This window comes from Nocardia sp. NPDC055053 (assembly GCF_053608285.1).
Genome location: NZ_JBSGVD010000009.1, coordinates 42,513 through 56,132 on the forward strand (window position 1 = coordinate 42,513; position 13,620 = coordinate 56,132).

At 65.7% G+C, this 13,620-nt stretch carries 15 protein-coding genes; 6 read left to right on the forward strand and 9 right to left on the reverse strand.

The window, feature by feature from the left end; genetic code table 11:
• Window positions 1-33: 33 nt before the first annotated feature.
• The 4 genes from ACWF82_RS11845 to ACWF82_RS11860 all read right to left on the reverse strand — a co-directional run bounded on the left by ACWF82_RS11845 (window position 34) and on the right by ACWF82_RS11860 (window position 3,185).
• On the reverse strand, window positions 34-462 hold the full coding sequence (locus ACWF82_RS11845) for a hypothetical protein (RefSeq protein ID WP_379306769.1): 429 nt from the start codon (window positions 460-462) through the stop codon (window positions 34-36).
• Between the two features lie 56 nt (window positions 463-518).
• Window positions 519-1,208 (reverse strand): DUF2637 domain-containing protein, encoded by a 690-nt coding sequence (locus ACWF82_RS11850; RefSeq protein WP_452500450.1) that lies wholly within the window; start codon window positions 1,206-1,208, stop codon window positions 519-521.
• Window positions 1,209-1,332: 124 nt separating this feature from the next.
• Window positions 1,333-2,340, reverse strand: a complete 1,008-nt coding sequence (locus ACWF82_RS11855) for a 1-aminocyclopropane-1-carboxylate deaminase/D-cysteine desulfhydrase (protein ID WP_452500452.1) — start codon at window positions 2,338-2,340, stop codon at window positions 1,333-1,335.
• Between the two features lie 17 nt (window positions 2,341-2,357).
• Window positions 2,358-3,185: an alpha/beta fold hydrolase gene (locus ACWF82_RS11860; protein ID WP_452500454.1), complete on the reverse strand. Its 828-nt coding sequence runs from the start codon at window positions 3,183-3,185 to the stop codon at window positions 2,358-2,360.
• 191 nt (window positions 3,186-3,376) lie between these two features.
• Here ACWF82_RS11860 and ACWF82_RS11865 point away from each other — a divergent pair, with 191 nt between their 5' ends.
• From ACWF82_RS11865 to ACWF82_RS11885, 5 genes are all read left to right on the forward strand, one after another.
• On the forward strand, window positions 3,377-4,642 hold the full coding sequence (locus tag ACWF82_RS11865; protein WP_452500456.1) for a serine hydrolase domain-containing protein: 1,266 nt from the start codon (window positions 3,377-3,379) through the stop codon (window positions 4,640-4,642).
• A 3-nt stretch (window positions 4,643-4,645) separates the two neighbouring features.
• Entirely contained in the window at window positions 4,646-5,440 is a 795-nt protein-coding gene (locus ACWF82_RS11870; protein WP_452500458.1) for a class I SAM-dependent methyltransferase, read from the forward strand.
• 168 nt (window positions 5,441-5,608) lie between these two features.
• On the forward strand, window positions 5,609-6,469 hold the full coding sequence (locus ACWF82_RS11875; protein WP_452500460.1) for an SDR family NAD(P)-dependent oxidoreductase: 861 nt from the start codon (window positions 5,609-5,611) through the stop codon (window positions 6,467-6,469).
• 31 nt (window positions 6,470-6,500) lie between these two features.
• Window positions 6,501-7,400, forward strand: coding sequence for a LysR family transcriptional regulator (locus tag ACWF82_RS11880; protein ID WP_452500462.1), 900 nt, complete (start codon window positions 6,501-6,503; stop codon window positions 7,398-7,400).
• A 96-nt stretch (window positions 7,401-7,496) separates the two neighbouring features.
• Window positions 7,497-8,042 carry a dihydrofolate reductase family protein gene (locus tag ACWF82_RS11885; protein WP_452500464.1) on the forward strand — a complete coding sequence of 182 codons (546 nt, stop codon included), beginning with the start codon at window positions 7,497-7,499 and terminating at the stop codon, window positions 8,040-8,042.
• Window positions 8,043-8,056: 14 nt separating this feature from the next.
• Here the strand turns inward: ACWF82_RS11885 and ACWF82_RS11890 are convergent, their stop codons facing one another.
• Window positions 8,057-8,440: a winged helix-turn-helix transcriptional regulator gene (locus tag ACWF82_RS11890; RefSeq protein ID WP_452500466.1), complete on the reverse strand. Its 384-nt coding sequence runs from the start codon at window positions 8,438-8,440 to the stop codon at window positions 8,057-8,059.
• Between the two features lie 79 nt (window positions 8,441-8,519).
• Here ACWF82_RS11890 and ACWF82_RS11895 point away from each other — a divergent pair, with 79 nt between their 5' ends.
• Window positions 8,520-8,930, forward strand: a complete 411-nt coding sequence (locus ACWF82_RS11895; RefSeq protein ID WP_452500468.1) for a Rid family hydrolase — start codon at window positions 8,520-8,522, stop codon at window positions 8,928-8,930.
• A gap of 96 nt (window positions 8,931-9,026) precedes the next feature.
• Here the strand turns inward: ACWF82_RS11895 and ACWF82_RS11900 are convergent, their stop codons facing one another.
• From ACWF82_RS11900 to rpsR, 4 genes are all read right to left on the reverse strand, one after another.
• Complete coding sequence (locus ACWF82_RS11900; RefSeq protein WP_452500470.1) at window positions 9,027-9,536, reverse strand: hypothetical protein; 510 nt, start codon at window positions 9,534-9,536, stop codon at window positions 9,027-9,029.
• Between the two features lie 144 nt (window positions 9,537-9,680).
• Window positions 9,681-12,308 (reverse strand): replicative DNA helicase, encoded by a 2,628-nt coding sequence (gene dnaB / locus ACWF82_RS11905; RefSeq protein WP_452500472.1) that lies wholly within the window; start codon window positions 12,306-12,308, stop codon window positions 9,681-9,683.
• A gap of 588 nt (window positions 12,309-12,896) precedes the next feature.
• Window positions 12,897-13,349: a 50S ribosomal protein L9 gene (gene rplI, locus ACWF82_RS11910; protein ID WP_452500474.1), complete on the reverse strand. Its 453-nt coding sequence runs from the start codon at window positions 13,347-13,349 to the stop codon at window positions 12,897-12,899.
• 17 nt (window positions 13,350-13,366) lie between these two features.
• On the reverse strand, window positions 13,367-13,618 hold the full coding sequence (rpsR, locus tag ACWF82_RS11915) for a 30S ribosomal protein S18 (protein ID WP_019050001.1): 252 nt from the start codon (window positions 13,616-13,618) through the stop codon (window positions 13,367-13,369).
• Between the last annotated feature and the right edge of the window lie 2 nt (window positions 13,619-13,620).

The following is a 13,620-nucleotide window of genomic DNA, read 5'->3' on the forward strand; positions in this document are numbered from 1 at the left end:
CGTCTCCGGGGTGGGCGGATTCTCGGTGGTAGGTCAGCCTATTCCGCTTCCGTTCGTCACCGGATGGTCCGCCATTCCCTCCGGCAGCCACTGGGTGTGCGCGAGCGCTTCGAAAACGCAGATCAACAGCAATTTGCGGCCACGCTGTCCGCCGCTGAGCTCGGGTTCGGCAGATGTTTCCTGACCGCGTACTCCGGCCGCGGCGACGCGCCGTGGTCCCGGCTCGGACAGCATCCAGAACAGTTCCGGCCCCATCAGGGTCGAGCGGCCACCGGTCTCGATGAACCAGCGTCCGGAATATTCGATCATCAGATCGGTGAATGCCTCCGCGTTGCCGATCGCTTCGGTGAGCTGGGTCATCGAACCCGATCGGTCCAGGCTGCTCTGGATGATCGAAGCCAATCGGATCGCGAGTTCCCGAAACTGTTCCAGACCTTGGTCCTGCCACACTGTCATCGCCATTTTCTGCTCCCTCGAGTGGTGGTGGGGTGACTGCGAACGTCGAGCGGCGTGCATCGTCAGAAACGTATGCCGGTTGTAGTGAACTGGGGTCCGTCGATGACATCCACGGACGTCGGCCAGTGCGGCGATCCGACACCGGTGGTCTGCCGTCGGGTGAACAGCGGCCCGGTGTTGTCGAGCGGGTAGACCTTCGGCACCTCCACCTCCACCTCGACGGGTGCGACGGTGCACTCCGGTTCCGCGGCCTCGGCACTGCGTTCAGCCGAGATCTGCCGGCCGCGTTCCCAGAGCATCAGCGTGAGATGCACGGCGAACAGCATCGTCAACGGCATGCCGGCGTAGATCGCCATCGCCACGGCACCGCCACCGATCTCGTTGGCGTACTGGATATTTCCGGAAACAGAAATCAAGGTCGAGAAGGCGAACAAGGCCGTCGCGTACCACCAGGCCGCGCTCCACTGCCGGAACGAGGCGGTGGCGATGATGGACGCGACGACCAAACCGGCTATGGCGATCGGCACGTTCGCCGCGAGTTCGGGCGGGACCAGATTTCGTATCGATAGATCATGTAAAGCGGTGAACGACATTTGAAACGAATTGACGGCCACCACTCCGGTAACGATCAACGAGGCGTGTGCCACCCGGGGCCTGAACGAACTCAACCGGCCAATAGAGTGCAGATCCCCGCGCGACGTGTCCGGCCGCGCAGTGTCATCCGCAGGTACCGCAGCTGTGATCGTTGTCATAGCCGGGGAGAGTACAGTGGCGACCCCTCGGCAACTCGACCGCCCGGCCTGGACGACCGGCTTCGTTCCCTGCGGCCCGGCTAACGCCAATGTCCCAGCGTGGCAGCATTATCACCGCGCCTGGCTACCGGTGGCGCGGGCGGGGTCCGTTGGTGTTCAGGAAGACGACAGGACCGTCGCCCAGCTCACCGCCGGCATCCAGGGCGAGGGTGGCCGCCATGGCCTTCGCGGTATAGACGGGCTCGAGGATCAGCCCGGCGCCGGCGGTGAGCGCGCGGGCACGCTCACCCCGCTCGGTGGGGTGACCGTAGCCCGCGCCGAGCTGGTCCTCGACGAGGATCAGCCGGTCGGGTGTGAGCGCGAGCCGCGGCAGCCGTGCGCCACGCTTGCGCAGCAGCGCCTCGGTCCGTCGCGCGGACCGCAGCAAAGTGGGGGCGTCCAGCCGGAGCTGATCGTTGACGACCACCCCGACCACCCGGGTCGACAGCCCAGCGAGCTCGAGCCCGAGCAGCAGCCCGGCCGCGGTCCCACCCGATCCGATCGCGGTGACGACATGTGTCGGTTCCGGCAGCGCGCCCGCGGCGACCTGATCGGCCAGTTCCAGCGCCGCCTCCACATAGCCGAGCACGCCGACGGTCGACGACCCGCCCGCTGGCAGCAGATACGGAAGTTTGCCGCCTGCCGAATGTCTCGCGAGCAGGTAGGGGACCGCGGCGATCGTGCGCGCCTTCGAATGGGTGAAATGCAGTGTGGCACCGCTACGTTCGAGCCGCTCGAGCTGAGCACGGACATGCTCGTCGACCGGCTGATCGACCAGCGCCAGCGCCGTCTTCAGCCCATACTCCTTCGCGTACAACGCGGTGGCGAGTCCCCAATTCGTCCCTAGCCCACCGACAGTGAAGATCGTCCGCCGACCCCGCCGCAGCGCGTCGGGAATCAGCCATTCGAGCTTGCGGACCTTGTTTCCACCCCACCCGCCGTCTCCGAAAAGACCGTCGTCCTTGAGCCATAACTGCGCTGTCCCCTCGGAAAGCCCGGAAAGCTCGCGCACCGGAGTCGGCCCGGATCCGAGCCGGATGTGCGGCAGGGTATTCCGCAACTCGTCGAACCGTTCGTGCAGCAGCGCAGTCATGCTCGCCTCCTACCTTCTTACTTCCGTGCCTGGTCGAGTCCAGCGACTTCGCGCACCGAGTCGGCGATGGCCCGGAAGTCCTTGCGCAGGATGGCACCGTGATTGCTGGGCACCTTAGCCACGATGCGGACGTTCGGGTTGCGGTTGGTCGCCGCGTCGAGCCCGCTGCGGATCTTTTCCTGCTCGTCGCGCTTGCTACCGAACGACGTGCCGGAGGCGACCACATACCGCACCGGGACGGTGATCGCGTCCAGCACCGGACCCAGCTCGCTCGTGCGGGAGAGCTTGCCGAGCTCGATATTGCTCTCGGCCTGCTGCGCGGCGGTCATCCGCGGGGCCAGCCCGGTCGGACGCAGCAACGGCATGAACCAGCTCAACCGCTTGAACAGCGTGCGAATCCGCTGCTCCATGGCATCGTCGAGCCAGTCGTACGGAAACGCGCCGTCGACGAGAACCGCGCCGATGGCCCGTTCCGGATTCCGTTCGGCCCAATGCGCCCCGACGACAGCGCCGTAGGACCAGCCGACCACCAGCGCCCGCTCGACGCCTCTCGCCGCGAGCACCGCGTCGACATCACGCACGGCGGCCTCGAAGGAATAGTCGGCGGACAACTTCGACTTCCTGCCACGCGCCCGCTCGTCGTAGGTGATGTGCCGGAACCCCGGCCCGAGCTCGGCAATGGTCTTGCGCCAGTACCCCTGGGTAGCGAACTGCCCGTTGAGGTAGACCACCGGGATCCCGTCACCACCGCTGTCGGTGACGGCCAGCGCCGTATCGTCGACGGCCACCATGCCGCTCCACGCGGTGTTCTTCGATTCGGTGCGGTTCGTGTGCTGCGCGGTCATGTCGCGATCACCCCTTCGGTTCGTCCTTCGTGATAGCGACTACTTTCACGACCCGACCTGACACCGACCTGACACGCACCTGACGCCCCCGCTGACACCGCACCGCGCGGATAGAATCGGCTATTCGCTCGATCCACATTTCGGAGGACACCAGGGCAGTCGGATTCTTCAGGTAACCAGGAAGGTGACCAATGTCCGTTTCTCGGAGCGTTCTGGTGTTCGTCTGCACGCTCGGCCTCCTGGCGGCGGCATGCTCATCGAACGACACTGCGAAGGATTCGAGCTCGCACCCGACGTTCTCCAGTGCTGACCCGGCGAAAGCCGAGGCCATCATGAAGATCGTCGACGATTACATGGCGCAAGCCCACCTGAAGTCGGTGATCGTGCGCGTGACGGTCGACGGCAAGGAGATCGTCACCGCGGCCCGAGGTGAGTCCATGACGGGCGTGCCCGCCACCACCGACATGCATTTCCGCAACGGCGCGGTCGCGATCTCCTACGTGTCGACCCTGCTGCTGATCCTGGCCGACGAGCGGAAACTGAGCCTCGACGACAAGCTCTCGAAATACCTGCCCGGCATTCCCGCTGCCGACCGCGTGAATCTGCGTCAGCTGGCCCAGATGACTTCGGGCTATCACGATTTCGTGCTCGGGAACGAGAAATTCGCGGAGATCGCTTTCGCGGATCCGTACAAGGCGTGGACCACCGAGGAACAACTCGCGCTCGCGATCAACGACCCACTGTGGTTCGAGCCGGGAACCAACTGGGCCTACGCGCACACCAACTATGTACTCCTCGGGTTGGTGCTGGCGAAGGTCACGGGTAAATCGCTCGCGGATGCCTTGCAGGAGAAGGTCCTCGGCCCGCTCGACCTGAAGAACACCGTGCCGAACCTCACGCCCTACATCCCCGAGCCGGTCCTGCACTCGTTCACCTCGGAACGCCGCGAGTACTTCGAATTGGCGCCCGACGTCCCGTTCTACGAGGAATCGACCTACTGGAATCCGTCGTGGACGATCAGTCACGGTGCGATCCAGACGAGCAACATCTACGACCTGGAGCGCAGTGCCGTCGCGATCGGCAGCGGCGAACTGCTGTCCGAGGAGTCGTACCGGGCGATGACGACCACGGACCTGCGCGGCAAGACGACAACGGTCCCCGGTTGCGTCAACTGCCGACCGCTCGACGATTTCCAGACCTATGGTCTCGGCCTGTGGCTCACCGGCGACTGGTCCTACCAGAACCCACTGTTCTTCGGCGGTGCCGCGGTCAACGCCTACCTGCCGTCGCAAAAGATCGCGATCGCGGTCGCCGTCACCTTCCTACCCCAGGCGTTCAGCTCCTCGGGCGGCTACTCGAACGGAGGTGACGCGCTGTTCCGCAAGATCGGCGCGTACCTCGCCCCGGACGACGCCCCACCGGTCGAGAAAGATGTTCCGCCGCAAGGCGGGTCGTAGCCGATGGCGGACTGGGACGGCGCCGGCTACGCCCATATCAGCGCACTCCAGCGGGCGATGGCGACGGACGCGGTGGAGTCCGTCACGGTCGCGGGCGCCGAGCGGGTGCTCGATGTGGGTTGTGGCGACGGCTATGTGACGCGCCTGATCGCGGCGCGGGTGCCCGGCGGTTCCGTGCTCGGCGTCGACCCGTCACCGCGGATGATCGAAGCCGCCCGCACGGCCGACGACCAGCTCACGAACGTCGACTTCCAGGTCGGCGATGTCACGACCGTGACCTTCACCAGCGAGTTCGACCTCGTCGTCTCGTTCAACGCCCTGCACTGGGTGGCCGACCAGGAGACCGCCTACCGGCACATCGCCGCGGCCCTCGCACCCGGCGGACGGGTGCTCGTGCAGTATGTCTGTGCCGGGCGGCGCCCGAGCGTCGAGGACATCGCGATGGCGGTCACCAGAGATGGTCGCTGGTCGGCAGCGTTCGCCGAATTCGCGCGCCCCTACGTGCATATCGAACCCGGCGCGCTGACCACGATCGCGGCGAGTGCGGACCTCGAGGTCACCGCGCGATCCGTGACCGACCGCGAATGGGACTTCGGCTCCCGCGAAGCCTTCGCCCGCTGGTGCACGGTCGGATTCGCGGACTGGACCGCCCGTCTACCCGCCGCCGACGTGCCCGTCTTCGTGGACGAGGTCGTCGACCGCTACGAAGCCGTCATCGGCCGGCCAGGGCTGTTCCGATTCCTGCAGATGCGGGCCGAACTGTCGCGGCGCCCGCGGGACACAGTCAGCGATCCCTAGGCGAATCCGTGTAGGACCCTCGGCGCTTCGCGGGCCGCAGGCAAGGAACACGGCGCCTCCGGGATCCAACAAGACGACACGTCTCGTCTTGACAACCGGGTCGACACCATGCAAAGTTCTTTACATCAGCGAGACGCAACGTCTCGTGCCATCACTGGAGGAGCGCACATGCCCAGAACCTGGTTCATCACCGGCGCCAATCGCGGTCTCGGCCGCGCGTTCACCGTCGCGGCGCTGGCCGCCGGCGACACCGTCGTCGCGACCGCTCGCGACCCGCGCACCATGTCCGACCTCACCGATGCGCGACTCACGGTGCTGCCCCTCGACGTGCGTGACCGCGATCAGGTATTCGCCACGGTGGCCAAGGCGTTCGACGTCACCGGCCGCATCGACGTCCTCGTCAACAACGCGGGCTACGGACTCGTCGGCGCGCTCGAGGAACTGACCGAAACCCAGATCCGCGACCAGATGGACACCAACTTCTATGGCGCCCTGTGGGTTTCGCAGGCCGCGCTCCCGTACCTGCGCGCGCAGGCGTCCGGCCACATCGTGCAGATCTCGACGGTCGGCGCGGTCGGCTCCCTGCCGCTGTTCAGCATGTACAACGCCAGTAAGTGGGCACTCGAAGGCTTCAGCGCCTCCCTCGCCGACGAACTGCGCCCCTTCGGCATCAAGGTCACCCTCGCCCAGATGGGCGGCTTCGACACCGACTGGGCCAAGTCGAGCATGAAGTTCGCCGACGGGATCCCGGCGTATTCCGCGGTCCGCGAATCCATTCTCGGCATGCCGGACTACCCGGACATGTCGGCCCCGGCCGCCGAGGACACGGCGACCGAACCAGCGGCCGACAACGAATGGGTAGAAGCCGCACCGGAAGTCGCCGCCGCCGGCCTGCTGGCCCTCGTCGACGACCCGAACCCACCGCTGCGCAAGATCATCGGGCCCGGCGCGCAGCAGATGGTCGCCATGGCCCTCGACGCCCGCCGTCAGGACTACATCACCGACCCCGAATTCACCTGGCCCGCCTGACAGTAGGCGGCGCTTCACGAATGGGATAGGCATGCTGGAACGTCTCGAACTGGAGGCATTTCTCACCCTCGCCGAGGAATTGCACTTCGGCAGGACGGCGGAGCGCCTCTGCGTGACGACGAGCCGGATCAGCCAGACGATTCAGAAGCTGGAACGCCGCATCGGCGCACCATTGTTCGAGCGCAACAGCCGCATCGTGCGGCTCACACCGCTCGGCAAGCAACTGCGCGACGAGTTGCGGCCCGCCTATGACCAGATCTCGGCCAGCGTCATCGCGGCGAGCCGTGGCCGCGTCGAACAGCGCGTCACAGTCGGGTTTTCCGCGCCGTGGTGCGGGAATCTGGTGGTGCGTGCGGCGGATGCCTTCCGGATTCGCTTTCCGAACGCCGTTGTCGATATCGAGGAGATCCAGCTCGTCGATCCGCTCGGCCGCATACGTTCGGGCGCAGTCGATGTGCAGCTCACCGAGTTCCCGATCGTCGAACCCGATATCACCACGGGTTCGATCATCTTCTCCGAACCGCGCGGACTGATAATTCCCGAAGGGCATCCATTCGCGGAACGGGAATCGGTATCGATGGAGGATCTGGCCGACGCGACACTGGTCACCATCGCCGACGAACGCGTTCCGCGTTACTGGATGGACTGCCACTTTCCGCGTCGGACACCAGCGGGGCGGCCGATACCGCAGGGTCCTGCCACGAACTTCTGGCCCGAGGTGCTGGTTCACGTCAGCCAGGGCGTCGGTGTCAGTACCGTCGCTCTCCGGGCCGAGGACTTCTATACCCGGCCGCACATGGTCTTCGTGCCCATCCACGACGCGCCCCCGATCGACTACGGCCTCCTGTGGCCCGCCGTGGGAAAGAACCTCCTGGTGCGGCCGTTCCTGGAGACCATCGCCGAGGCCGCCGGATCACCCGCGCATCGTTGAATGTCGCTTAGCGCTGCGTTGCCGAAATACCGCTTGTCGGCGGGTTTTCGGGTGGCGATGCTGAGGGAACATCCACTCGGCATCGAAAGGTCGTCCATGCGCAAGATCATCGAATCCACCTTCGTCACTACCGACGGGGTCGTCGGCGAGCCACACGAGTGGGGTGGGCCGTACTGGGATGCCGAGCACAGCGAGTACGCCTCCGAGCTGCTGTTCGCCTCGGACGCGCTCCTGCTCGGCCGGGAAACCTATGCCGGATTCGCGCAGGTGTGGCCGACTCGCCCCGCGGATGATCCGTATGCGGCCCGGATCAACGCCATGCCCAAATTCGTCGCGTCCCGCACCCTCACCCAGCAGGACGCGACGTGGAACGCCACTGTCCTGCAAGGGGATATCGTCGACGCGGTGCGCGCCCTCAAGGCGGAGGACGGCCGTGACATTCTCAAGTTCGGCACCGGGTCGCTGTCGCACGCGTTGCTCGAGGCGAAACTGGTCGACGAATACCACTTCTGGATCTTCCCTGCCATCGCGGGCGCGGGTGAGCGGCTCTTCGAGGGCTACGCGAACCTCACCCACCTCGAATTGCTCGGGACGACCACCTTCAAATCCGGCATCGTCGTGCACCGCCTCGCCCCGCGCTGATCACCGGCGTCGCCTCACCGCGATCGAGCCTCTTCCAGCTGTAGGTCGTCGAACCGGGCACGTGCCTGTTCGACCTCGGGCAAGGTATCGGTGGTCCAGAGCAGCAGCGCGTCGATGAGTCCCTGCAGCGTCCGGCCGATCGGGGAGATGCGGTATTCGACCGCGACCGGCCGGGTCTGGGTGACCACCCGCTCGACCATCCCATTGCGTTCCAGTCGCCGCAGCGCCGCCGTGAGCGATTTCTGGGTCACCACCGGAATCGCCCTGCGGAGTTCGTTGAACCGCAACGGCTGATCGCAGAGCGCCTCCATGATCTGCAACGACCACTTGTCGAGCATCTGATCGAGCAACTCACGATGCCGCGCGGTGAGCTGGGGGACCCCGTCGGTTTCCTGCATGACACCTAGTCTCGTTGAAGTGCCCTTCGAATACCACGTATACATCGGATACCTAGTCCGATCGTGAAGGGAACCACCCATGCCCGTGCAGCTCATGACCCCACCGAACATGTTCGGCCCCGTTCCGTACCACCATGTTTCGATCAGCGCCGGCACCCGCCACGTCCACGTCGCAGGCCAAATCGCCCGCGACGCCGATGGCAACCGCGTAGCCGAGGGCGACCTCGCGGGCCAACTCGCCCAATCCCTCCGCAACACCGCCCGCGGCCTGGCCGGCGCGGGCGCCACCTTCGCCGACGTCGTCCGCCTCCGCTTCTACGTCACCAACTGGACCCCCGACAAATACACCGACTTCCTCGACGGCATCACCCAGGTCACCGAAGAACTCGCCCTCCCCAACCCCCTCCCACCCCTCTCCGCCATCGGCGTCGACTACCTCTTCGAACCCGACGTCCTGGTCGAGGTGGAGGCCTACGCCGTCGTCGACTGACCCGACACGAAGCCCGTCCTCGGTGCGAGGAGGAGAACGCGATCCCGCTCCGGTGCAGAGCTCTGTGCCAGAGCAGGGTCAGCGATCGGAGCGGTCTTACGGCACGATGCGGACGCCATCGAAAATCGTGCGGACCTCCGCCGCGTACCGCGTCGTATCAGCGGCCCTCAGCTGACTCCTGATCTGGATCGGAAACATCAATTTCGATGATTCGTAGGAGAATTCGATGCCACTCGCGCGGAGGGTGCGGAGGTTGGTGAGCGCGGCGTCAGCGGTATCGACCGGGTTGAAGGCGGTGAGCGTGATAGTCGCCGTGCCCATATCGGATTCTTCTGTGGGAGGGTCGAACCTGTGGAGCACGAAGCCTGCTGAAGATCCTTCCATGTGCTGCTGGGTCCAACCCGGCAGGCGCGGAGCCTGAATTGTGAACCCTCCCTCTCCGGGTTCACTGGTGAACATCGCATCAGCTGAACGGCTTTCGGCACAGGCAAGGTGAGAGCCGGGAACCGAGCTCGGCGAATCGGGCGTCGACACGCCACACGCGACCAGCCACGCCGCCGCGGTGCCCGCTATCAATGCGCGCTCCGCCCTGAGCCGAGTTCTCACGGCTCCACAGCCTAGCCAGACGCAGGCGCAAACCACCGGTGGCCCAACCAGGCGCGTTCAGCAACAAATGAAAACCGCAGGTCGCTGTCTCAACATCCCAACATGGTGCTCGTCGTCCCGACTTTTGCCGCGAGCGGCATTTCGTCAGCCCCTGGCCATGTCCACGAACCGGCTCAGGTGCAGCTGGTGGGCGACGGTGATGGTGGCGGTGGGGCCGTTACGGTGCTTGCCGACGATGAGGTCGGCCTCGCCGCCGCGGGGGTCGTCGCGTTCGAAGGCGTCGGGGCGGTGCAGCAGGATGACCATGTCGGCGTCCTGTTCCAGCGAGCCGGACTCGCGGAGGTCGGACACCATGGGCCGCTTGTCCGTTCGCTGTTCCGGACCACGGTTCAGCTGCGAGATCGCGATCACCGGAACTTCGAGTTCCTTGGCCAGCAGCTTGAGGTGCCGTGAGAATTCGGAGACTTCCTGCTGGCGGGATTCGACTTTCTTTCCAGAACTCATCAGCTGGAGGTAGTCCACCACAACGAGTTTCAGATCATGACGCTGCTTGAGCCGTCGTGCCTTCGCCCGAATCTCCATCATGGTCAAGTTCGGCGAATCGTCGACGAACAACGGCGCCTCACTGATCTCACTCATCCGCCGAGCCAGCTTGGTCCAGTCGTCATCACTCATCCGCCCCGACCGCATATCACCGAGCTTGATCTTCGCCTCCGCCGACAACAGACGCATGACGATCTCGGTCCGGCTCATCTCGAGCGAGAAAATGACACTCGCCATCCCATGCTTGATCGAGCAACTCCGCATGAAATCCATGCCGAGCGTGGAGTTGTGGGTCGGCACCATCGAGCGGCCGGCCAGATAGAGGTGGTCGGCGTTGTCGACCTCGACGCAGCGCACCGGCACCGATTCGATCCGCCGGACATCCACGATGTAGCGGGAATTCGACCGTGTCGTGTTGTGTGCGGCGCGACGCTCCTTGTGCAGCAGCGCTTTCCGGTACAGCCCGAAGACCTCGTCGTCGGTGGCGAAGGTGAGGGTGTAGCACGTCGAAGACTTCTCGGACCGGCCGCGGACCCGCTTCGTGCTGACCCCGCAGCGGTAGCCGAGGCCGACGACGAGTTCCTCGACGTCGCGGAAAAGGCGTTCGTCGGTGACGGCGAACTGCACCGACCCGCCGTGGGTGACGGTCCCGTCGGTATCGAGGAGCCCGGCCAGCAATGCCCGGCGCTGTGCTTCGGACGAGCGCAGGTATTCGGTCGGGATGTGCTTGTCGCCCAGCACCGAGAGGGTACGCAGTCGCGCCTGCACACTGCCCACCGAGTTGCGGCACGGCTGGCACAGCCGGAGGCCGATCGACGGACCACCGCAGTGCGCGCAGGTCGGAGCCGCGACGGGCTCGGAAACGAATCGTGCCTTCCCACCACAGGAGCGACCGCACGTGCGAACCTCACTGGTGAACGGCACGAACTCGGCGCCGCACACCACGCAGGTACGGGCCTGCACCGGTTCGGGAGCGGGCAGCGTCAGCTGATAGCGGCCGGGGGCCGACGGCGAGGGCACCGCGACGATGCCTTCGCCCTCGATCCGCGCGACGATCTCCGGGTCGAAGCAGGTGAGCTGCGCGGCCGCGGATGTACCGTCGCCCAGCCAAGCGCCGAGGGTGTACGGCGGTACCAGCAGATCGCGCGCGGGCAGCTGCAGCGGCCGGCTGTTGGTGACCGAATGGTTGAGACGCCGGTCCGCGGTGGCGCAGTGCAGGGTATTCGCGATCTCGGCGGTGGTGCGAACCCCGGCCACGGTCGGATTGCGTCGCGGTCGGCCTGCGGCCGCTTCCTGTGCGGAACGCCGGGATTCACGGGTATCGGTGAGCCACTGGTGCTGCTCGTCGGCGACGAGCACTGTTCCGTCGGAGAATTCGACTTCGTAGCAGGGCCGGTCGGTCATGACCTCGGTCGCCGCGACCACCCGGGTGGGGCGACCGGTGGCGTCGAGCAGTTCGTCGCCGACCTGGACGGCACCCATGGTCGTCCACCCGGTCGGCGTCGGCAGCGGCGTGTCCAGCGCCAGTGCCTTACCAACACCAGGTCGCGCCGCGACGATGATCATCTGGCCCGCGTGCAGACCGTTGGTGAGTTCGTCGAGTTCGGTGAAGCCGGTGGGGACGCCGAGGGAGATGCCGCCGCGGGAGGCGATGGAGTCGATTTCGTCCATGGTGGGCTGGAGGAGTTCTTCCAGCGGGGTGAAGTCTTCGGTGGTGCGGCGCTCGGTGACCTCGTAGATCTCGGCCTGGGCGCGGTCGACCACCTCGGCGACGTCCTGGCCGTCGGCGCCCGCGTAGCCGAACTGGACGATGCGGGTGCCCGCTTCGACGAGGCGGCGCAGGATGGCCTTCTCGGCGACGATCTCGGCGTAGAAACCGGCGTTGGCGGCCGTCGGGACGGTCTGGGTGAGGGTGACCAGGTAGGGCGGGCCGCCGATGCGCTTGAGTTCGCCGCGGCGGTCGAGGCCTGCCGCGACGGTGACGGGGTCGGCGGGTTCGCCGCGGCCGTACAGGTCGAGGATGGTGTCGTAGACGGCCTGGTGGGCGGGGCGGTAGAAGTCGCCGGGGCGCAGCACCTCGACCACGTCGGCGATGGCGTCCTTGCTCAGCAGCATGCCACCCAGGACGGACTGCTCCGCTGCCATGTCGTGCGGGGGCTGGCGGCCGAAGTCCTCGCCGGGGGGTTCGGGCGGGAAGTCCGTATGCGCGCGGTCACCGGTGGTGGTCACCAGAATCGACCGTCCTCTCTGCCCGCAGAACCGGGGGTTTCACATCGATGAACTCGTTGTACTCCCGGGCACCGACACGGATGTCAGCAATCGGGTGCCTGCGTGATTCCCGGGGTCGCGCGCAGGGCGATGCGACGAACCTAGGCGACGTATCCGGGCGCCGCCAACCCGATATGTGCACACAACTGTGGATAACTTGGGGGTAGTTCACCCAGTGTTGTGCAGCTCCTGTGGAAAACGTGGGGAAAACCCAGGTCAGTGCGGTGGAACGCCCTGCTAGACCCCCTTTTACCCAACTCTCCACCTGTGGATGAAAGAAGTCCCGGCGTGTCGGTCAAGGTGAACGGCCGGGCGTGTTGGGTAAACAGCGATGGTGCACGGTATGACTGGAGTCACAAATCTGCCGGTCGGTTTCCGCAACCATCCACAGGCTGAATAACCGGAGGTCAGCGTATTGCCGACCGTCGGCCGCCTGGGGCGACCCGCACGGGGCGATCGTAGGCTAACGTCCAGTTATCTCGATTTCGGCCGTGAAAAGGCAACGAGAAACCACCCCCATGTCGAACACAGGGGTGGTTCTCAGCGAACTCAGTTCGCGGCAACCTCGAGGTTGAACTTGGCAGCCACATCGGGGTGCAGGTGCACCACGATGCCGTGCTTGCCGGTCGCCTTGATGTGCGACTTCGGCAGCTCGATGCTGCGCTTGTCCACCACGGGGCCACCGGCGGCCTTGATGGCGCCGGCGACATCGGCGGTGGTGACCGAACCGAACAGCTTGCCGCTGTCGGCGGTCTTCACGGCCAGCGAGACCGAGTCGAGGCCCTCGATGGCCTGCTTCAGCTCGTTGGCGTGATCGAGGTCGCGCACCTTGCGGGCGTCCTGCGCCCGGCGGATGCCCTCGACCTGCTTCTGGGCGCCACGGGTGGCCACGATGGCCAGACCGCGGGGCAGCAGGTAGTTGCGGCCGTAGCCGTCCTTGACCTCGACGAGATCGCCCGGGGCACCGAGGTTGTCGACATCAGCGGTGAGGATGAGCTTCATCTGTCTGACTCCCTTTCTCAGCGAGCGGTCGACACGTAAGGCAGCAGGGCCACCTCACGCGAGTTCTTGACGGCGACAGCGATATCACGCTGGTGCTGGACGCAGTTGCCGGTGACGCGGCGGGCACGGATCTTGCCGCGATCGCTGACGTACTTGCGCAGCAGCGTGGTGTCCTTGTAATCGATATTGACGATTCCGGACTTGCTCTCCTTGCAGAAAGTGCAAGCCTTCTTCTTCAGCACCTTTTCGCGCGCGGGCGCTTTAGGCATGG